16 protein-coding genes are annotated in these 18,967 nt (G+C 66.7%); 5 read left to right on the top strand and 11 right to left on the bottom strand.

Annotation, left to right across the window (positions count from 1 at the left end; translation table 11 throughout):
- Positions 1 to 111 precede the first annotated feature (111 nt).
- The gene (locus CQ034_RS03385; RefSeq protein WP_029263394.1) at positions 112 to 876 is read left to right on the top strand and encodes an SDR family oxidoreductase; all 765 of its coding nucleotides are present in this window, start codon (positions 112 to 114) and stop codon (positions 874 to 876) included.
- A gap of 67 nt (positions 877 to 943) precedes the next feature.
- Here the strand turns inward: CQ034_RS03385 and CQ034_RS03390 are convergent, their stop codons facing one another.
- The gene (locus tag CQ034_RS03390) at positions 944 to 1,540 is read right to left on the bottom strand and encodes an HdeD family acid-resistance protein (protein WP_105709928.1); all 597 of its coding nucleotides are present in this window, start codon (positions 1,538 to 1,540) and stop codon (positions 944 to 946) included.
- 182 nt (positions 1,541 to 1,722) lie between these two features.
- Between CQ034_RS03390 and CQ034_RS03395 the strand changes: the two genes are divergently transcribed.
- Genes CQ034_RS03395 through CQ034_RS03405 form a run of 3 tightly spaced genes read left to right on the top strand, consistent with a single transcriptional unit; the run spans position 1,723 to position 4,922 of the window.
- Complete coding sequence (locus tag CQ034_RS03395; protein ID WP_051662469.1) at positions 1,723 to 2,121, top strand: helix-turn-helix transcriptional regulator; 399 nt, start codon at positions 1,723 to 1,725, stop codon at positions 2,119 to 2,121.
- Between the two features lie 5 nt (positions 2,122 to 2,126).
- Positions 2,127 to 2,537 carry a VOC family protein gene (locus CQ034_RS03400; RefSeq protein WP_105710341.1) on the top strand — a complete coding sequence of 137 codons (411 nt, stop codon included), beginning with the start codon at positions 2,127 to 2,129 and terminating at the stop codon, positions 2,535 to 2,537.
- Positions 2,538 to 2,564: 27 nt separating this feature from the next.
- The gene (locus CQ034_RS03405; protein WP_105709929.1) at positions 2,565 to 4,922 is read left to right on the top strand and encodes an excinuclease ABC subunit UvrA; all 2,358 of its coding nucleotides are present in this window, start codon (positions 2,565 to 2,567) and stop codon (positions 4,920 to 4,922) included.
- A gap of 14 nt (positions 4,923 to 4,936) precedes the next feature.
- Here the strand turns inward: CQ034_RS03405 and CQ034_RS03410 are convergent, their stop codons facing one another.
- From CQ034_RS03410 to CQ034_RS03420, 3 genes are all read right to left on the bottom strand, one after another.
- Positions 4,937 to 5,650: a tyrosine-protein phosphatase gene (locus tag CQ034_RS03410; RefSeq protein WP_105709930.1), complete on the bottom strand. Its 714-nt coding sequence runs from the start codon at positions 5,648 to 5,650 to the stop codon at positions 4,937 to 4,939.
- A gap of 29 nt (positions 5,651 to 5,679) precedes the next feature.
- Entirely contained in the window at positions 5,680 to 7,203 is a 1,524-nt protein-coding gene (locus CQ034_RS03415) for an Ig-like domain-containing protein (RefSeq protein ID WP_219860755.1), read from the bottom strand.
- Between the two features lie 475 nt (positions 7,204 to 7,678).
- A complete protein-coding gene (locus CQ034_RS03420; protein WP_029263387.1) occupies positions 7,679 to 8,047 on the bottom strand; it encodes a VOC family protein in 369 nt (122 codons plus the stop codon).
- A 73-nt stretch (positions 8,048 to 8,120) separates the two neighbouring features.
- On the opposite strand from CQ034_RS03420, the gene CQ034_RS03425 reads away from it, so the two are divergent.
- Positions 8,121 to 9,446, top strand: coding sequence for a nitrate/nitrite transporter (locus CQ034_RS03425; RefSeq protein WP_029263386.1), 1,326 nt, complete (start codon positions 8,121 to 8,123; stop codon positions 9,444 to 9,446).
- Positions 9,447 to 9,591: 145 nt separating this feature from the next.
- Here the strand turns inward: CQ034_RS03425 and CQ034_RS03430 are convergent, their stop codons facing one another.
- The 7 genes from CQ034_RS03430 to polA all read right to left on the bottom strand — a co-directional run bounded on the left by CQ034_RS03430 (position 9,592) and on the right by polA (position 18,930).
- The gene (locus tag CQ034_RS03430) at positions 9,592 to 10,404 is read right to left on the bottom strand and encodes an arginase family protein (RefSeq protein WP_029263385.1); all 813 of its coding nucleotides are present in this window, start codon (positions 10,402 to 10,404) and stop codon (positions 9,592 to 9,594) included.
- Between the two features lie 92 nt (positions 10,405 to 10,496).
- Complete coding sequence (locus CQ034_RS03435; RefSeq protein ID WP_105709932.1) at positions 10,497 to 11,243, bottom strand: SUMF1/EgtB/PvdO family nonheme iron enzyme; 747 nt, start codon at positions 11,241 to 11,243, stop codon at positions 10,497 to 10,499.
- A 28-nt stretch (positions 11,244 to 11,271) separates the two neighbouring features.
- Complete coding sequence (locus tag CQ034_RS03440) at positions 11,272 to 12,027, bottom strand: SGNH/GDSL hydrolase family protein (RefSeq protein WP_181156197.1); 756 nt, start codon at positions 12,025 to 12,027, stop codon at positions 11,272 to 11,274.
- A gap of 61 nt (positions 12,028 to 12,088) precedes the next feature.
- Positions 12,089 to 13,441 (bottom strand): MFS transporter, encoded by a 1,353-nt coding sequence (locus CQ034_RS03445; protein WP_105709934.1) that lies wholly within the window; start codon positions 13,439 to 13,441, stop codon positions 12,089 to 12,091.
- Positions 13,442 to 13,489: 48 nt separating this feature from the next.
- Positions 13,490 to 14,524 carry an LLM class flavin-dependent oxidoreductase gene (locus CQ034_RS03450; RefSeq protein ID WP_105709935.1) on the bottom strand — a complete coding sequence of 345 codons (1,035 nt, stop codon included), beginning with the start codon at positions 14,522 to 14,524 and terminating at the stop codon, positions 13,490 to 13,492.
- 54 nt (positions 14,525 to 14,578) lie between these two features.
- Positions 14,579 to 16,255 (bottom strand): DUF885 domain-containing protein, encoded by a 1,677-nt coding sequence (locus tag CQ034_RS03455; RefSeq protein WP_105709936.1) that lies wholly within the window; start codon positions 16,253 to 16,255, stop codon positions 14,579 to 14,581.
- Between the two features lie 41 nt (positions 16,256 to 16,296).
- Entirely contained in the window at positions 16,297 to 18,930 is a 2,634-nt protein-coding gene (gene polA / locus CQ034_RS03460; RefSeq protein ID WP_181156198.1) for a DNA polymerase I, read from the bottom strand.
- Positions 18,931 to 18,967 lie beyond the last annotated feature (37 nt).

Consider the following 18,967-nt stretch of genomic DNA (forward strand, 5'->3'; position numbering starts at 1 on the left):
TGTGGTCAACGTATCACGCGGGGGACCGCCGATCCGGGTGCCACAGCGCTCCCTTGATAGTGTGAGTGAGCCGTGCGATCACGGCCTTTTCGCGCATCATGAGGAGTCACCGTGACCGACGTTCTTCCCGCAGGTTCCCTCGACGGCAAGGTGGCGCTCGTCACCGGCTCATCACGCGGGATCGGCGCAGACACCGTCCGCTACCTCGCCGAGGCCGGCGCGGATGTCGTCATCAACTTCCGCAACAAGGCACCGCGCGCCGAGAAGCTCGCCGCGCAGCTGCGCGAGCTCGGACGTCGGGCGCTCGTGGTGGGGGCCGACCTCACCGATCCCGCATCCGTGGCCCAGATGTTCGACGCCGTCCGCGCCGAGTACGGACGTCTGGATGTCCTCGTACTGAACGCCTCCGGTGGCATGGAGTCGGGGATGGCCGAGGACTACGCGCTCACGCTCAACCGGGATGCGCAGCTCAACGTGCTGAACGCGGCGACCCCTCTGTTGGGCGACGGGGCGCGCGTCGTATTCGTCACCAGCCACCAGGCGCACTTCATCCGGACGACACCGACCATGCCGGAGTACGAACCGGTAGCCCTGTCGAAGCGAGCGGGGGAGGATGCACTCCGTGAGCTCATCCCGGCTCTCGCCGAGAAGGGGATCGGCTTCACGGTCGTCTCCGGCGACATGATCGAGGGCACGATCACCGCCACCCTGCTGGAGCGGGCGAACCCGGGCGCGATCGCCGAACGCCGGGAATCGGCCGGCAAGCTCTACAACGTCTCCGAATTCGCCGCCGAGGTGGCCAAGGCCGCGGTCGACCCGGTGCCCTCCGACAACACGCGGCTCGTCGGAGATGTGAGCGCGTTCGTCGCCGAGTAGCCGCAGACGAGAATCGGCCCCGTCCTGCTGACGCAGGACGGGGCCGATTCGGCGATGGGGGGAGACGTCAGCTGACGGGCTCTCCCTGGACGGCGGCGACGTACTCCTTCTCATCCTTGCCGAGCGTGATGGCACGCACGATCTGGATGATTCCGAGCACGATCAGCGAGATGCCGAGCAGCAGCCAGAAGGCGAACCCGGCGATCAGCGGCGAGAACAGCACGATGATTCCCGCGATGATGCTGAGGATGGCGTACAGGACGGTCCAGACCCGCGAGCCGTCGCTACCGAGGAGCGTCAGGGCGACGACGCCGTCGACGATCCAGCTGACACCGATGAAGATCACGACGACGAAGGCCAGCGTTGCCGCCGCGGCGCTCAGGTTGAAGAACGCGATGACGCCGGCGACGACGTAGAGCAGGCCGAGGACGATGTGTCCCACGCGAGCCCATCCGCCCTTCGCGCCCGAGAAGATCCCGAGGCCGATGTAGACCAGGCCGGCGATGACGAGGTAGGAGGCGAAGATCGCCGTCACGATGACCGCGGACTTCACCGGCCAGACCAGGAGGACGATTCCGGCGATGAGAGCGAGAACGCCCGCTACGGCCAGCGAGACACGGATCGACTTGAACAGTGACTTCGCCTGGGTGAGTGGTTCAGACATGGTGGGGACCCCTTTCTGAGAAGTTCCTGTGAGGATGCACCCTCAGGGTAGCGCTCTCGCAGGCGGACGTGGGGCAAGCTCCGCCGACCGTGTTGCTCGAAGTAATCGCGGGACTCGGGGCGACATGACAGGATCGACGGGTGACAGGCCCGGACGAGACGCGTTTGCGCGAGCTCATCGTGATGCGCAAGGTCAGAGACCGGATCGATCGGGAGTACGCGAAACCCCTCGATGTGGAGGCGCTCGCACGCGGAGTGCACATGTCGGCGGGGCACCTCAGCCGGTGCTTCCGGGAGGCATACGGCGAGTCGCCTTACTCCTATCTGATGACGCGTCGGATCGAACGCGCGATGGCACTGCTGCGACGCGGAGACCTCACGGTGACGGAAGTGTGCTTCGAAGTCGGGTGCTCGTCGCTCGGAACCTTCAGCACGAGATTCTCGGAGCTGGTGGGTGTCCCACCCAGCGTGTACCGTGAACGCGCCGCGAACGTCGAGGGGATTCCCTCGTTCCAGGTGAAGCAGGTCACCAGACCGATCAGGAATCAAGAAGCACCGCGCACCGACACGCATCTAACGTGAACACCATGAAGATCAGCATCCATTACGCCTTCCTTCCCCACACCGACGCCGAGGCCGCTCTCGCCTTCTACCGGGACGCCCTCGGGTTCGAGGTGCGCAACGACGTCGGCTACGACGGTCTCCGCTGGCTCACGGTCGGTCCCGAGGGTCAGCCGGAGACCTCGATCGTGCTGCATCCGCCGGCAACCGACCCGGGGATCACGGAGACCGAGCGTCAGACGATACTCGAGCTCATCGCCAAGGGCAGCTACGCGGCGCTGACCCTCGCGAGCGATGACGTCGACGATCTGTTCTCCCGCCTCGTCGACAGCGGTGCCGACGTCGTGCAGGAGCCGATGGATCAGCCGTACGGCGTGCGCGACTGCGCGTTCCGCGACCCCGCGGGCAACCTGCTGCGTATCAATCAAGCAGCCTGAACACTCTCCGATTCACGAAGGACGCAGATGACCGACGACCAGCACCCCGCGGACACCCATGACCTGATCCGCGTGCAGGGCGCACGTGAGAACAATCTGAAAGACGTGAGCGTCGACATCCCGAAGCGGCGGCTGACGGTCTTCACCGGGGTGTCAGGGTCGGGCAAGAGCTCGCTCGTCTTCGACACGATCGCCGCCGAGTCTCGGCGCATGATCGATGAGACTTACAGCGCGTTCGTGCAGGGGTTCATGCCGTCGGTGCCGCGCCCGGATGTCGACGTCCTGGAGGGACTGACCACCGCGATCATCGTCGACCAGGAGCGTCTCGGCGCGAACCCGCGGTCGACCGTCGGTACCGTCACCGATGCGAACGCGATGCTCCGCATCCTGTTCAGCAAGCTCGGCCAGCCGTACATCGGCGGTCCGACGGCGTTCTCCTTCAACATCCCCACCCAGAAGGCCAGCGGAGTGATGACCGGGCCCGGGGGAGAGAAGAAGATCGTGAAGGATGCGATCTACCTCGGGGGCATGTGCCCACGGTGCGAGGGCAGGGGAGCAGTCTCCGACCTCGACCTGGCTCAGATCGTCGATGAGTCGAAGTCGCTCGACGAGGGCGCGATCATGGTGCCGGGCTACACCGCTGACGGCTGGATGGTGAAGGGGTTCTCGCAGTCCGGGTTCTACCCCGCCGACAAGCCGATCGCGCAGTTCACCGAGAAGCAGCGCCATCTCTTCCTCTACGGCGAGGTGACGAAGGTGAAGATCTCGGGGATCAACATGACCTATGAGGGTCTGATTCCGAAGATCACGAAGGCGATGCTCTCGAAGGATCTCGACGCGTTGCAGCCGCACATCCGCGCCTTCGTCGAGCGCGTCGCCACGTTCGCGGTCTGTCCCGAGTGCGATGGGACCCGGCTGACGGAGGGCGCGCGTTCCTCGAAGATCGACGGCATCAGCATCGCCGATGCCTGCCGGATGCAGGTCACGGATCTCGCCGCCTGGGTCCGCGGACTCGATCTTCCCGGAGCCGGACCGCTGCTCCAGGCGCTCAGCGCGAACCTGGACGCCTTCGTGACGCTCGGCCTGGGATACCTCAGTCTGGAGCGACCGTCGGGCACATTGTCCGGGGGAGAGGCGCAGCGGATCAAGATGTTGCGTCACCTCGGCTCGTCCCTGACCGACATCACGTACGTCTTCGACGAGCCGACCATCGGTTTGCACCCGCACGACATCCAGCGCATGAACGGACTGCTGCTCCAGCTGCGCGACAAGGGCAACACCGTCCTGGTCGTCGAACACAAACCGGAGACCATCGCGATCGGGGACCATGTCGTCGATCTGGGTCCGGGCGCGGGAAGCGCCGGTGGAGAGATCTGCTTCGAAGGCACGGTCGAGGGATTGAAGGCGAGCGGCACCAAGACGGGAGACCACCTCGATGACCGGGCGCAGCTGAAGGATGCTGTGCGGTCGGCATCGGGGGCGATCGAGGTGCGTGGCGCCACGGCCAACAACCTGCAGAACGTCGATGTCGACATCCCCACCGGTGTCCTCACTGTCGTGACCGGCGTCGCCGGGTCGGGAAAGAGCTCGCTCATCCACGGCTCGGTGTCGAAGCGCGACGGAGTCGTGGCGATCGATCAGGCCGCGATCAAGGGCTCCCGGCGGAGCAACCCGGCGACGTACACGGGGCTGCTCGAGCCGATCAGAAAGGCGTTCGCGAAGGCGAACGGTGTGAAGCCCGCCCTGTTCAGTGCCAACTCCGAGGGAGCCTGCCCCTCGTGCAAGGGCGCGGGTGTCATCATCACCGAGCTCGGATTCATGGACACGATCGAGACCCCGTGCGAGGACTGCGGCGGCAAGCGCTTCCAAGCAGGCGTCCTGGAGTACAAGCTCGCGGGCAAGGACATCACCGAGGTTCTCGATCTCCCGGTCGCCGAGGCGCGAGTGTTCTTCAGCGAAGGGGAGTCCACGCTCCCCGCCGCCACGGCGATCCTCGGCCGCATGGAAGACGTGGGGCTCGGCTACCTGTCGCTCGGGCAGCCGCTGTCCACGCTGTCGGGCGGCGAACGCCAGCGGATCAAACTCGCGATCCAGATGGGGGAGAAGGGCGACGTCTATGTGCTCGACGAGCCGACGACCGGCCTGCACCTCGCAGACGTCGACAAGATCCTCGGATTGCTGGATCGACTCGTCGACTCAGGGAAGACCGTGATCGTCATCGAGCACCACCAGGCCGTCATGGCGCATGCCGACTGGATCATCGACATCGGCCCTGGCGCCGGCCACGATGGCGGACGGGTCGTCTTCGAGGGAGCGCCGAAGGATCTGGTATCCCAGAAGTCGACAGTGACGGGGGAGCACCTCGCGGAGTACGTCGGCGCCTGAGCCGATGAGTGCGATCAGGTTCGCGGAACCGCGCCCCGCCACGTCGTGATCGCAGTGCGCGTCTCATGGTCGAGGCCGGCTTCCGTGAACCAGTCGTCGATGCGAAGGTTCTCGTACATGTCGCGGAACGCCGAATCGGGTGTGTGCCCGAAACGGCCGAGGATCTGGTGTCTTTCCTCGACCTCGAACGAGCGCCGGTGCAGGAGCGCCATCCGTTCGGCGTTCGCGAACGATCCCATGTAGTCGCGAACAGCTGCATCGCTGGTGACGTCGAGCGCACGGAGGAGCACCGCGGCTACGAGCCCCGTTCTGTCCCACCCGGCAGAGCAGTGGAAGAGGATCGCACCATCGTCGGCGGATGCCATCGCGGTGAGCACCTCAGCGAGGCGATGAGGCAGCTCTTGCAGATGTGCCAGGTAGTAGAGCGGCGTTCCCCACCGTCCGTCCGCTTCATAGGGCGCCCAGAAACCGACGTCGTCGCCGTCGAGGTCCACCCGTACGTGGGCGAGCGGAGACGGCACCTCGCCGCTGGACTCGTCGGGGCGACGGAGATCGATGACGGTACGCACTCCGTATGCGAGCAGAGCCTCCCACCCGGAAGCATTGACTTCATCGAGACGTTCGGCGCGAATGAAGATGCGATCGGGCGTGGTCGTTCCGTCGACGCGCTCGAGCCCACCGAGATCCCGGGCGTTGGCCAGGCCGTTGATGGTGAGGGCGGGCTTCATGCTTCCCATCCTCGCATCGGCCCGGACCGTCAGCCTCTGCGACGAACTCTGCGCACGATCAGGAGAAGGGCGCCTGTCAGCAGGGTGGCGGCACCGATCAGAACCAGGGGAGTGGCGTCAGCGCCGGTGACGGCGAGTGAGCCGTCCTGTCCTGCCGGCACGTTCGGCGTGCCGGGACTGCCCGGCGTGCCAGGGCTCACGGGCGAATCGGGGACCGAAGGCGGGTCCGTGGGCGGAACCAGCGACACCGGGTTCTCCAGGCTGATCGCGACGGTGTTGTCGGTGATCGTGAACGTCGCTGTGCCGTCGCGATTGTCGGTGACGCCGGTACCGGTGTAGATCGGCGTTCCGTAGATGACGTCCTCGCCCGCGGCAGCAGCCTCAGAGAGTGTGACGACTGTGCCCACGGGCAGGTCGGTTCGTCCATCGGTCGCGCCATCCGTGAGCCCGAACTCGCCGGTCGTCGCGGAACCGGCAACGATGAACGAGTAGTCGATCGTGTACTGAGCCCCATCGACCGCATTCGCGCCGTTCCCGCTCACGGTCTTGGACACATCGAACCCACCGAGACCGTCACCGTCACCGTCACCTCCGGACGCGACGTAGGTGACGGGGCCTGCGGTGACCGTACGACCGGCGACCGTCATGCTGTTGCCGAAAGCCTCGCCATCTTGGACGCCGGACGGAAAGTCCATCACGGTGATGAACTGGTAGACGCGGTCATCGCTGGTCACCGGTTCGTTGAAGGTCACCGTGAAAGTGTGAGAAGCCGCATCCGCGACGAGGGAGTAGGTCCCCGCGCCCGTGCCGTGCGAAACGGTGTGCCAGACGTCGTCGCCCCAGTCCGAGTCGAGAGTCCAGCGTGCGGAGGTCGCCGCCGGATCGAAGGTGAGCTGCTCGTCGTACTCATCAACGATCGTCACAGGTTGGCCGTCGGCCGACGCCAAGACCTCGGCCGGGATGTTCAGAGCCCACGTCATGGACTCTCCGTCGAAGTTGACGGATCCCCATTTCTCCGGACTCTGGGGGAGGCTGGCAGCGTTGTCGCCCACGCCGCCGGGAGTCGCCATGTCGAACGTCAGGCCGTTGTCCGCGGTGAAGACGACGGACTCGTCATCGAATGCAGATGTGAAACGTGCCTGGAAGTGCAGCGAACCGCTTACGTTCGTGTGGGTCTCGACATAGTCCCCGAGTGTGCAGAGGAAAGACCCGGACGAGACGACGCAGCTTCCGACCTCAGCTCCGTCGTCGTCCCGCAGTGCGAAGGACGCCGCGTACCCGGACATCGAATCGGGAAAATCGAGGCTGAAGGTGTCGCCCGCCATCGCGGTGTCATCCACCGCCCAGGTCGCTTCGACCGTGTAGGGCGTTTCCGTCATAAGGGGTGGCGCGTTCATGATCTCTACGCCGGTGATCGCAGTCACGGGCGCCGCAGTCGCGGCAGCGGTGGCGATCAGCGCCGGCACGCTCCCTACGAGGATCGCGACCAATCCCAGGGCGAGTCGGCGTGTGATGCAGCGTCCTCTTGTCACGCGTGTCGTTCGAGAGTTCATCGGTGTCCTTCGCTCGAGGGGATCAGCTGGTCGTCGTCGTGACCAGCATCGTATCGCGTAACATCTTACATATGACGGCATTGATGCCGAGCGCGAGGACATGGTCGGCAAGCGCGTGGGGCTGCGACGTGGGGTCCGGGCGTGTTGCGTATGGGAATACGAGCAATCCGCAGGAAAGGTTGCGTCGCTCGCGACAAGGTAACTGCGAAGTCGACAAGTCGACGCCGATACCGGGTTCCGTCTCCGGGGCGATCGGATGCGGGGGTTGCATGTGGCCTGAACTCGGCGGCGCGTGTCGGCTGAGCCTCGTGAGGTCTTCCTGCGCCATCGGCGCTCGATCTCCTGGAGCACGGTCTCGGTTGATCTATAGCCGATAATGCACATTATGTCAGATGGCGTCAGGATGGCCACCGCCGGCTCAGCCAGCGCTCCTCTGATTCGCGGTAGAGGCATCCCCCCTGAGCGGGACGTGAATCTACTGCGCGGACCAGACCCCGAGCTCGTTGCCGCTCGGGTCGGAGAAATGCAGACGTCGACCGCCGGGGAACGCGTACGGGTCTTGCAGAATCGTGCCACCGGCGGCGATGATGCCGCTCATCGTCGCGTCGAGGTCGTCCGAGTAGAGCAGTACCAGCGGGCCTCCGGCCGGACGCGGCTCGTCGGCGAGCAGGAGCCCACCGACCTCGCTGCCGTCACCTCGCGGCGACATGATGCCGGCATAGCCCGGCCCGTAGTCGGTGAAGCTCCACGCGAACGCCTCGGCGAAGAACCGCTTCGATGCTTCGAGATCGGTGACGACGAGTTCGACGTAGTCGAGTGAGTGGTGCAGCGGTGAACTGGTCATGGCGTCACGCTAGTCGCCACCTCCGACATCGACCACGGACGGGGCGCCGCCGTCGCAGGAGTAGCGTTGATACGTGCCGCAGGTCCCCCACTCCCCCGTGTCCACACCAGGAGTTCGCGCATGGATCATCTGGTCCGTCGGTGTCGCGGCCTATGTGCTTTCCATCACGAACCGCACGTCGCTCGGTGCCGTCGGAGTGGAGGCCGCTGACCGCTTCGACGCGGATGCGTCGACACTCGCACTGTTCGCCGTCGTGCAGCTCGCGGTCTACGGAGGGATGCAGATTCCGATCGGGGTCCTGCTCGACCGCTTCGGTTCTCGCCCGATCATGACGATCGGCATGCTGCTGATGGCGGCGGGGCAGCTCACCATGGCCCTCTCCCCCAGCATCGGTATCGCGATCTTCGCGCGGGTTCTGCTCGGTGCCGGCGACGCGGCCATCTTCCCTGCGGTGCTACGACTCGTCGCGACCTGGTTTCCCGCGCAGCGGGGTCCGATCATGGTGCAGTTCACCGGGATCATCGGGCAGACCGGTCAGCTGATCGCCCTGGTCCCCCTCGCTGCACTGCTGCATGCGACGACATGGAGCATCACGTTCGGCAGCATCGCCGGGCTCGGAGTGCTGTTCACGATCCTCGTGGCGCTCGTCATCCGCAATCACCCGGCCGAGCGCGGCGCCGACGTCACCGTGAACACCGACACGGGCGTGATCCGCGTCGTCACCTCCGCGATCGACACGGGCGTCGGCATCCGCGCGGCGTGGGCTCACCCGGGAACCCGCCTCGCCTTCTGGTCGCATTTCACCACGCCGTTCGCGGGTACCGCGTTCGTCCTGCTGTGGGGAATGCCGTTCCTCACAGCGGCCGAAGGCCTCGATGCCGCACATGCTGCGGGGATCATCTCTGTATATGTCGTTTCCGGCATGCTTCTCGGGCCCATCATCGGAGATCTCTCCCGTCGATTGCCCAATCACCGCTCGCTCGCGCTCGTGCTTCCCGCGGTCGGTGTGCAGATGGCCGCCTGGATCGCTGTCATCGCGCTGCCCGACACCGCTCCCATCTGGCTGCTCTACGTTCTCGCCGTCGCGCTGGCAACCGGTGGGCCCGCGTCCATGATCGCGTTTGATCATGCCCGCACCCACAACCCGAGCCATCGGTTGAGCACCGCCACCGGCGTCACCAACGCCGGCGGGTTCATCGCCGCTCTCATCGCGATCTTCCTGATCGGACTCGCTCTCGACCTTCAGGGCGCGGGTACGCCCGAGACATACACGCTCGAGGCGTTCCGCCTCGCCTTCCTCATGCCGATCCCCCTCTGGATCATCGGTACGACCTTCATCCTCGTCGAGCGCAAGCGGACGCGGATCCGGATGGGCCTCGACCCTGAGCGTCGTCGCTGAGCGCCGTTTCTCACGACGTCCACCGCACGCGGGCTCTACGCCCCGTACGGCTTCGCCGTGCCGGATGATCCGAAGCGTTACATGGTGACGCAGATGACGCAGGGCAGGGCTGACTCGCCGGCGGGGGTGGCGTCGTGCTGGGGACTCAGCGGAGCAGGTGCTGCAGCGTCTCGACGATCAGCTCGACGCTCACGCGTTCGGGAACCTCTGTGTCGCCTGCTTCGAACTCCGCGAGCTCGACGCCTCGGACGGAGCCCGATGACAGAGCGGCGAAGATCGCCGCGATCTGGTGCGGCAGCAGACCACCTCCGACGCGGTACGCGGCCGGGATGTACCCCGGTTCGAGCACGTCCCAGTCGACGTGGATCCACACGGGCCGACCGGAGACGAGCTCCAGCACCCGCTCCGGTGTGCTCTCGGAGGGGGCGAGCACCGTCACGCCCGCGCCGGCGAGCAGCTCGCCCTCGGCCGGGTCGATGTCGCGTCCGCCGACAACGACGACCTGCCTCGGATCGAGCCCTGATCCGTGGCCGCTGTCCCACAGCCCGCATGCCGCCGCGAGAACCATTCCGCCCAGGTAACCGGACCCCGTCGTTTCCGGGGTGTTGAAGTCGCCGTGCGCGTCGATCCACAGCAGCATCGCGTCGGGATGGTGCTCGGCGACCGTCGGAAGCGTGCCGAGACTCGCCGCGCAGGTGTTGGTGATGAGCAGCGGTGTCGCTCCTGCGCTGAGGGCACTCCGCAGCGCATCGCGCAGTCCGGTCAGTGTCTCTTCCGCTTGCGGGAGCGCGACGGACCAATCGTCTTCCGTGCTCGCCGTCGGCGTTCCGACGATCTGAGGGACGAGACCGAGCAACGACGACACCGCCTCGCCGACTCGATGAGCACCGATGAGGGCGCCGTCGGTACGGTCGGCGACGCGACCCTGAGAGACGATGAGCGAGTACGCGGATGCCATGCGTCCAGCTTTTCACTCGTGGGACGACCGACCAAACGGGCGATCACCGCACCGTCGTTGCGTCCTCTGCAGAAATCGCCCGGCGGCGCGGCTCACTGCCTGCGTGGCGTCCACCCGGAAGGCAAGGGGCCGTCCTGCACGGCTCGTTCCCGGTCTCCCTGGGCCGACCACCCCTGGGCCTCCCCCGGAATGTCGAAGGCTCCCCGCGCAAGCCGGAGACCCACGTCCTCGTGATGCATGCGCGGCGCTCCCCCACGACGCACCGACGCGCGAACGCTCCACGCGTCGTCGGCGAACCCTCCGCCACGGAACACGCGATAGTCGTCGTAACGGGCAGGATCCAGCAGGTCCCAGCACCATTCCCAGACATTGCCGAGCGTGTCGAAGAGACCGTTCAGGTTCGGGAGCTTGCCGCCGACGTCCTGCGGAGTGGGCACGCCGTCCGCACTCGTCCACGCGGCGTCGGCGAGGGGCGCGTAGTGCGGACCCGCAGAGCCGGCGCGGCACGCGAACTCCCACTCCGCTTCGGTCGGCAGGCGGTAGCCGTCTGCGGTGGTGTCCCAGCTCACATCCTCGCCGTCGAACAGGTACACCCGGTCGAGGCCTTCCCACTCGGACGCGGCATTGCAGAAGTGCACGGCTCGCAGCCACGAGAGATCGGATGCGGGGCGCCGCGGATGGCGCATGGGGACGTCGAGAACGTCGGCGAGCTGTTCCTCCGTGACCGGATAGATCCCGATCTCGAACGGCTCGAGCTCGACCACACGCTGCTCTTTACGACGTGCATCGGTCAAGGTCACGACGCCCGCGTGGATGCGAGCCAGTTCGAGGTCGCTCACGGCCCTATCCGCCGTAGCCAGGCGGGTCTCACGCGGGAATCCGTTCGACCCAGGTGGGATACTTCGCGGCACGGCCGTCTCCGGATGACGTACGTGTCACGCGACGCCGCACCCACGGACCGACGAACTCTCGGTAGTACGCGAGACCGGAGGGACCGGCTCCCAGGCGATCGCTCGGCGCCCACCAGGTCTCCGGAGGCTCGAAGCCCAGCGCGTGGAGCACCCGGGCGGCCACGCGGTGATGTCCGGCCGCGTTCATGTGCAGACGATCATCGGCCCAGTACGCGCCCCGGGAGAGTTCCCGGTCCGGCCAGTTGAGCGCTCGGATGACGTCGGGACGTTCTTCGATCCGACGTATCACCGCCTCGGAGAGCAGATCCCCCCTACGCTGCACCAGCGACCCCATCGGAAGCTGCCCGCTGGGGTTCGCGCCGGAGAGGAGGATCATCGTCACGCCCTCCTCGTCGCACCGGCGCAGCACCCGGCTGAACGCATCCGCGATGTGTTCGACATCGGTACGAGGGCGCAGCATGTCGTTGCCACCGCCGTTGAACGAAAGGTGAGTGGGTCGCAGAGCCAGCGCGGGTTCGAGCTGCTGCTCGACGATCGGCCAGGCCAGCTTGCCGCGGATGGCGAGATTCGCGTAGTGGATCGGGTGCCCGGCGGCGTCCGCCCACCCCTGCGCCGCGAGATCGGCCCAGCCGCGCTCCTGCCCGTTCGGGAGAACGTCGCCGACGCCCTCTGTGAACGAGTCGCCGATAGCCACGAAGCGCACATCTGCCATCGTCCCAGCCTATTGCGGCCCGACGACACGGCGGTCGCTTCGCGGCGGTGCGCCCGCGTCGTCAGCGGTCGTCGAGAGCCTGTCCGCCGCGGTCGACCAAGCCCCAGGCGGCGGCGGCTGCGCCGAGGAAGCACACGCCGAACACCGCGAACAGCAGGGGCGCTCCCCCGGCGAGAAGGATGACGGGGACGGACAGCGGCGCCACGATCGAGGCGATTCGACCGATCCCGGCCGCCCATCCCGCCCCGGTCCCCCGCAGAGACGTGGGGTAGATCTCGGGCGTCACCGCGTAGAGCGCTCCCCAGGCGCCGAGGTTGAAGAAGGACAGCGCCATTCCCGCGCCGATGATCGCTCCCTCGGTGGAGGCCGTGCCGAAGATCACGGCCGAAACAGCTGAACCCACCAGGAAGACCGAGAGGGTCAGACGTCTCCCCCAGACCTCGATCAGCCAGGCGGCGACGGCATATCCGGGGAGCTGGGCGAGCGTGATGATGAGGGTGAAGCCGAAGGACTTGACGAGGTCGAAACCCGCGTCCACGAGGATGCTCGGAATCCAGATGAACGCGCCGTAGTAGGCGAAGTTGACCCCGAGCCAGACCAGCCACAGGCACAGCGTCCGTAGCCGGAACTCCGGATTCCACAGCGTTGCGAGGCGTGCGCGCGCCGTGATCGCGATCGCCCGAGAGGGCGGCTCTTTCCGGATGGCCGGTGCCGAGACGACACCGGCATCCGCCTCGAACGCCGACACGATGCGGTCCGCCTCCGCGATGCGGCCCCGCGAGGCGAGCCAGCGCGGGGATTCGGGCATCCGCCACCGGACGAAGAGCGCGTACACCGCGGGAATCGCGCCGAGCGCGAAGGCCCATCGCCACCCGTCGTCGGAGGCCGGGATGACGAGGAAACCGATAACCGCCGCGGCGGTCCATCCGAGTGCCCAGAAGGCCTCCAGCACGACGATCAACCGACCACGAATCCGTGCGGGAGCGAACTCGCTCACGTAGGTCGAGGCGACGGGGAGCTCGGCGCCGAGGCCCAGACCGACCAGGAACCGCAGGACGAGAAGCGCAGCGAGTCCGCTGACCAGTGCGCTCGCTCCCGTCGCGACGCCGTAGACGAGCAACGTGAGCGCGAACACCTGCCGTCGTCCGAAGCGATCGGCGAGGAGTCCGCCGAGGGTGGCGCCTATGGCCATACCGACGAAACCGATGGACGCTATCCAGCCGGCATCGCTCTTGCTGAGATCCCACTGCTGGGTGAGCGCCGCGAGGATGAACGAGATGAGCCCGACATCCATCGCATCCAGCGCCCACCCGAGGCCGGATCCGGTCAGCAGGCGGAAGTGACGACGCGTGAACGGGAGGACGTCCAGGCGCTCAGCGAGCGACGCGCGGCTCGGCAGGGCGGTGTTGGCCATGCTCCTCATCGTAGAGCCGCGCCAACCCCGTCCCGCCTCGGATGACGCTCAGTCGCGGTCGGCGAGGATCCTGCGGACCCGCGGGATCACCTCGGTGCCGTAGAGCTCGATGCTGCGCATCATCGACTCGTGCGAAAGGGTACCGGTGGCGTATTTCAGGTCGAAGCGGCCCAGACCGAGAGTGGTGACTGTGTCGGCGATCTTCGCCGCGACGCGATCGGGGGAACCCGCGTAGATCGCGCCCTCCGATCCGACATCGTTCTGGAATCGCGCGCGACTGTACGCGGGCCATCCGCGCTCGCGTCCGATGGTGTTGTTCATCGCCTCGAAGCCGGAATACGCGGCATCCCAGGCCTCGGCGTCGGTCTCACCGATGTGTCCTGGAGAGTGCACGGAGATCGGGCGCGATGTCGTCCCGAACGAGGCGACCGAACGGTGATAGAGGTCGACGAACGGCTTGAACCGGTGCGCAGGGCCGCCGATGATCGCCAGCATCAGTCCGAGACCGTGGCGCGCGACCCGCACGACCGATTCCGGGCTGCCGCCGACGCCGACCCAGGTGCGCAGGCCGTTCTCGGTCTTCGGGAACACGTTCGCGTTCTCGAGGGAGGCGCGCATCGTGCCGGACCAGGTGACCGGTTCCTCCTTCAGCAGCTCGACGAAGAGTTCGAGCTTCTGCTCGAACAGTGCGTCGTAGTCGCGCAGGTCGTAGCCGAACAGCGGGAAGGACTCGATGAAGGAGCCGCGTCCCAGGACGACCTCGGCCCGCCCGTTCGAGAGTGCATCGAGTGTCGAGAACCGCTCGAACACGCGCACCGGATCGTCAGACGACAGCACGGTGACAGCGGTGCCGAGTCGGATGTGCTCGGTGCGCGCGGCGATGGCGGCGAGCACCATCTCCGGCGCAGAAACGGCGAACTCGGTGCGGTGGTGCTCCCCCACTCCGAAGAAGTCCACACCGACGGTGTCGGCGAGTTCCGCCTGCGCCACGATGTTGCGGATCGTCTGCGCCCCGGTGAGGAGCTCTCCGCCCGCATCCCTCGTGATGTCGCCGAAGGTGTCCAGCCCGAATTCGATGCCCATGTCATGCCTTCCTATTCATGTGAATGAACACCTGAAGGTCGGGCCGCATTCCCGTCAGCGTGGCAGCAGCGCCGTGCGCAGGGTGTCGAGGCCGACGCCGCCGATGTCGAGCGCCCTCTTGTGGAAGTCCTTGAACGAGAACGCGTCGCCCTCGGCGGCACGGACGCCGTCGCGGACCTGCTCCCAGATGCGCTGTCCCACCTTGTATGAAGGCGCCTGCCCCGGCCAGCCGAGGTACCGGTTGACCTCGAACTGCACGAACTGATCAGACATGTTCACGTTGTGGCGCATGAAGTCGAGCGCGTAGTCCGCGTCCCACACACCGGTACCGTCGAGGCGCGGCTTGCCGAGGTGCACACCGATGTCGAGGACGACCCGCGCCGCCCGCATCCGCTGCCCATCGAGCATTCCGAGACGGTCGGCCGGGTCGTCGAGGTAGCCGAGCTGCTCCATCAGACGCTCGGCGTAAAGGGCCCACCCCTCGGCGTGGCCCGAGGTACCGGCGAGCAGACGGCGCCAGGAGTTGAGCTCGGCACGGTTGTAAACCGCCTGCGCGATCTGGAGGTGATGGCCGGGCACACCCTCGTGGAAGACGGTGGTGAGTTCGCGCCAGGTGTCGAACTCCGTGACACCCTCGGGAACGGACCACCACATGCGACCGGGACGGGAGAAGTCGTCCGTCGGGCCGGTGTAGTAGATCCCACCCTCCTGCGTCGGGGCGATCATGCACTCCAGTGTGCGGATAGCCTCCGGGATGTCGAAGTGCGAGGCGCCGAGTTCCGCGACCGCACGGTCGCTGGTCTCCTGCATCCACTTCTGCAGCGCTTCCGTGCCGACGAGCTTGCGGGTGGGATCGGCCTCGAGATGAGCAACGGCCTCTTCGACCGAGGCTCCGGGAAGGATCTCGTTCGCGATCGCGGTCTGCTCCGCCACCATGCGCGCGAGCTCCTCACGGCCCCACTCGTACGTCTCGTCGAGATCGATCGTCGCGCCGAGGAACCGGCGGGAGTTGAGCGCGTACAGCTCACGCCCCACGGCATCGACGTCGCCGGCGGCCGGGGCGAGCTCCTCCGCCAGGAATCGACGCAGCTCGTCGTAGGCGACCCGTGCGGCGGCGGAATTGTCGGCGAGCGTACGAGCCAGGGAGGCGGGAAGCTGACCTTCGTCCGGGTCGGCTTCCGCCACGAAGGCGGCGAAGAACCCGTCATCGGCGGTATAGCGGTCGATCTGGGTGGCGACTTCGACCACCTGACGACGTGCGGGCATGACGCCCTCGGCGATGCCGGTGCGAAGCGTCTCGACGTAGCCGCGGAGAGCGCCGGGGACGGCGGCCAGGCGCGTCGCGACGACGTCCCAGTCCTCGACTGTCGACGTCGGCATCAGGTCGAACACCGAGCGCACGTCCTGCGCCGCGGAGGCGATGACGTTGAGGTCGCGCAGATGCCACTTGGCGTCGTGAAGCTCGAGGTCCAGGCGGAGCTCCGCGCTGAGATCGGTCTTGGTGACCTCGTCGATCGCGTCGACGGGCGTGAGAGCAGACAGCTTGTCGAGGGTCGATCGGGTCGCCGCGGCGATCTCCTCATGGCCGGCCGGGCTCAGATCGCCGAAACGATCGTTCACCTCGTCGCGGCCGATGTAGGTGCCGAGAGTGGGCGCCAGAACCGCGATCTTGTCGACCCATTCATCGGCGACGGCGTCGATGGCGGAGGGGGTGCGAGGAGCTGAAGTCATAACTGCCAGCCTAATCCCCGCCCCCCTTCCACCGCCGGAGGTCAGTGCGCGGCTTCGTTCCAGTCGCGACCACGGCCGACCTGCACGTCGAGCGGCACGGTCAGCTCGGCCGCATCTCCCATGCGCGCGCGGACGATGCGCTCGGTGGCATCCCACTCCCCCGGAGCGACCTCGACCACGAGCTCATCGTGGATCTGCAGCAGCACCCGCGAGGAGAGCTGTTCGGACCGCAGATCGTCGTGGATGTGCAGCAGCGCGATCTTCATGATGTCGGCCGCGCTGCCCTGGATCGGCGCGTTGAGCGCCGCGCGCTCGGCGTTCTCCCGCAGCACCCGGTTCGGGCTCGCGAGGTCGGGGAACGGACGGCGACGACCGAAGATCGTCTCGGTGTAGCCGACTTCCTTGGCCTTCATGACCGACGCACGCAGATAGTCGCGCACTGCTCCGAAACGGGCGAAGTACTCGACCATGAGCTGCTTGGCCTCGGACTGCTCGATGCGCAGCTGCTTGGACAGCCCGAACGCCGAGAGTCCGTAGACCAAGCCGTACGACATCGCCTTGACCTTGGTGCGCATGGCGGGCGTCACATCGCTCGGATCGACGCCGAACACCCGTGCGCCCACGAAACGGTGCAGGTCTTCCCCGCTGTTGAAAGCCTCGATCAGCCCCTCGTCGCCCGAGAGGTGCGCCATGATGCGCATCTCGATCTGCGAGTAGTCGGCGGTGAGGAGAGCCTCGTAGCCCTCTCCGACCTCGAACGCACTGCGGATGCGGCGGGATTCCTCCGTGCGCACCGGGATGTTCTGCAGGTTGGGGTCGGTACTGGAGAGCCGCCCGGTCTGACTTCCGGTCTGCACGTAGGTGGTATGGACGCGGTGGTCATCGCCGATCGCCGTGTCGAGCGATTCGATGATCTGACGCAGCTTGGTCGCTTCGCGGTGCTGCAGCAGCAGGCTCAGAAAAGGGTGCGGATGGCTCTCCTGCAGGTCGGCGAGCACGGCGGCATCCGTCGAATAACCCGTCTTCGTCTTGCGGGTCTTCGGGAGCTGGAGGTCTTCGAACAGGACCTCCTGCAGCTGCTTGGGTGAGCCGAGATTGAACTCGCGCCCGACGACGGAGAACGCCTCCTGCGCGAGCCCCTCGGCGCGCGTGGCGAGCTCGCCGGAGAAGGTCGAGAGCACTTCGTGGGAGACCGCCACGCCGGCGACCTCCATGTCGGCGAGGGTGAGCAGCGTCGGCAGCTCGATGTCGACGAGGACCGTGCCGACCGACTCCGGGATGTCTTCCCGCAGCGCATCGGCGACGCGCAGGGCGAACCAGGCCTCCTGCGAGGGCGTCGCACCCTCGGTCTCGGGCACGAGCTGGGACGGGTCTGCTTCGGGCAGCTTCTCGCCCAGGTATCGCTCGACCAGGTCGGCGAGGGTCTTGTCCGGGAAGCTGGGGCGCAGCAGCCAGCCGGCGAGACTCGTGTCGTACGAAAGGCCGCGGAGGCGGAGGCCCTGACGGATCAGCGCCTTGACCTGCGGCTTCGCATCGTGGAGCACCTTCGGCGCGTCGGATTCGATCCACTCGCGCAGGGCTTCGGCAGCGGTGTCCGTCCAGTCGGCCTCGCGCAGATCGGTCAGCGTGGCCGCACCGATGCGCACCGGGACGCCGCCCTGGGTGGTGACGCGAAGGGAGACATCGCCGTCCTGCGCTGCGGCCCAGGCCGCGAGATCGGCGGGCGCGACGTCGACCGGCGCAGGGAGGACGACGACGGAGGCAGGATCATCGGCGACTTCGCCGGCGCCGACGGCCTCGAACACCCGCGGCAGGAGGGTGCGGAACTCCAGACGCGCGAAGATGTCGCGCACCGCCTGTGCGTCGATCGGGGCGACCTCGAGATCAGCAGGTCCGACCGGAAGCTCGACGTCGGTGAGCAGACGGTTGAGCTTGCGATTGCGACGCACGTCTTCGATGTGATCGCGGAGGTTGCCGCCGACCACGCCCTTGATCTCATCGGCCCGTGCGATCAGCTCGTCGAGCGAGCCGAACTGCGTGAGCCACTTGACCGCAGTCTTCTCGCCGACCTTCGGCACACCGGGAAGGTTGTCGCTGGTCTCGCCGACCAGTGCCGCGATGTCGGGGTACTGCTCGGGCCGGACCCCGTAACGCTCCTGGACAGTCGTCGGGTCATACCGCTTGAGCTGGGAGACGCCCTGCACCGAGGGGTAGAGCAGCGTGACATCGTCGTTGACGAGCTGGATGGTGTCGCGGTCGCCCGAGACGACCAGCACGTCGTAGCCCTGTTCCGCGCCCTGGGACGCGAGCGTCGCGAGTATGTCGTCGGCCTCGATCCCCTCTTTCGTCAGAACCGGGATCGACATGGCGGCGAGGCAGTCCTGCAGGAGCGGGATCTGTCCTTTGAACTCCTGCGGCGACTCGGAGCGCGTGGCCTTGTACTCCGGATACTCATCGGTGCGGAACGAGTGCCGCGAGGTGTCGAAGGCGATGGCCAGGTGCGTCGGCTGCTCGGCTTTGATGAGGTTCACCAGCATCGACAGGAACCCGTAGATCCCGTTCGTGTGCTGGTTGTCCTTGGTCGTGAAGTTCTCGACCGGAAGGGCGAAGAAGGCACGATAGGCGAGCGAATGGCCGTCGACGACCATGAGGGTAGGCTTTGCGGAGTCCGTCACCCTGTCAGCCTAACGAGGACGACAGACACCCGCTGAG

Origin of the sequence: Microbacterium sp. MYb45, assembly GCF_002979655.1 — a bacterium.
Taxonomy (GTDB): Bacteria; Actinomycetota; Actinomycetes; order Actinomycetales; family Microbacteriaceae; genus Microbacterium.